Below are 1,538 nucleotides of genomic sequence, written 5' to 3'. Positions count from 1 at the left end.
AGGTCGCGCATACGCTGCAGGATGGAGTGGGTCTCCGTCAGCGCGCCTTCAGCGGTCTGCACGACCGAGATGCCGTCCTGGGCGTTGCGGACCGCGACCTTGAGACCGCCGACCTGCGCACGCAGGCCCTCGGAGATCGCGAGACCGGCAGCGTCGTCGGCCGCACGGTTGATCCGGTAACCGCTGGACAGCTTCTCCAGCGACTTGCTCATCTGGCCCTGGGTGACCGACAGGTTGCGGTAGGAGTTGAGGGCGTCGATGTTCTGGTTGATGCGGAGACTCATGGGAGTTCCTTCCTGGATTCGAGTCGAGTTCTGGAACCCGTCCGTGGGTTCCGTCACGAGCATCTTCGGCAGATCCAGGAACGGCCTGAGGCGGTCGGCCCAAAAACTTTGAGAAAGTTTCGGATCGACCGCCTCAGGAGGATCGAGACCAGGCGCCCCGGTCGGCGCCTGATGGCTACCCGGTGGCGGGCAGTGCCTCCCGCGTCGTCACCGGGTCGAGGCCTGCGCGGCGCAGGCCGGCGCTGTGCCGGGCGGCGACGGCGGCGAAGTAGGCATCGCGATGCTTGGCAGCGCAACCGTCGGGCCGGGAGGGGGCGGGGAGCAGGTCGGGGTCGAGCTCGTGGTTGAGCGCGTCGCGCAGCAGCACCAGTGCCTCGGCGCGCAGCTGGGAGATCCGGGACTCCGTGACGCCGAGGGTCGCGGCGATCTCCGCCATCGGGCGCTCGTTCAAGAAGTACTGCTCGACGACCAGACGCAGCCGCTCCGGCAGCTCGGCCACGGCCTCGGTCAGGTAGGTCAGCCGCTCGCGGTGCTCGAGCGAGCGCTGGGGGTCCGGCGCGTTGCCCGCCAGCGTGTCACCGATGCCCTCGTCCTCCGAGGCGTGCAGGGACAGCACCTGGGCGCGGGCGATGTCGTCGTCGTTGCCGGTGACCTCCTCGACCCGCAGGCCGGCGGCGTCGGCGACCTCGGCCGCGGTGGCGGACCGGCCCAGCACGCTGGCGAGGCGGGCCCGCGTGGCGTCGAGCTCGCGGGCGCGGCGGCGCACCGAGCGCGACGCCCAGTCGACGCTGCGCAGCTCGTCGACGATCGCCCCCCGGATGCGGGTGGCCGCATAGCGGTTGAACGGGACGCCGCGCTCCGGGTCGTAGGCGCGGGCGGCCTGGACGAGCGCGAGCAGCCCGGCCGAGGTGAGGTCGTCGCGGTCCACGTGCGAGGGCACCCTCGCCATGGTCTCGCGGACGATGTGTCCGACCAGTGCTGTGTTGCCGACGATCAACGCCTCGGCATCCGGCGTCCCCCTGTGCGCGCTCACATGACAGAGTGTGCGATCCCGCCCCGATAGTTTCCCGGTGACAAAGGTCCCGAAATTAACCCGGATTTGGTCATCGGGAGTCCGGCGACGCGCCTGGACCCGGCCGTTCCGGGCCGGAAGGTTCCGGCTCGACGCCGCGCAGCAAGTGGCGAGAATCCCTCAGCATGCGGCCGCCGTGTCCGATGGGAATGGTCGGACGGACAACCGACCTGACGAAGGAG

General features: G+C 70.2%; 1 protein-coding gene and 1 pseudogene. Both read right to left on the bottom strand.

Going from position 1 to position 1,538, the window contains the following annotated elements:
- A pseudogene (locus VGD85_RS08700) lies at window positions 1-284 on the bottom strand (flagellin); the annotation flags it as partial.
- A 175-nt stretch (window positions 285-459) separates the two neighbouring features.
- Window positions 460-1,317, bottom strand: coding sequence for a FliA/WhiG family RNA polymerase sigma factor (locus tag VGD85_RS08695; RefSeq protein WP_331063060.1), 858 nt, complete (start codon window positions 1,315-1,317; stop codon window positions 460-462).
- Between the last annotated feature and the right edge of the window lie 221 nt (window positions 1,318-1,538).

Source organism: Nocardioides sp., assembly GCF_036401255.1.
Classification (GTDB): domain Bacteria; phylum Actinomycetota; class Actinomycetes; order Propionibacteriales; family Nocardioidaceae; genus Nocardioides.
Note: the sequence above shows the minus strand (reverse complement) of the source record. Positions and strands in the feature narration are given on the sequence as shown.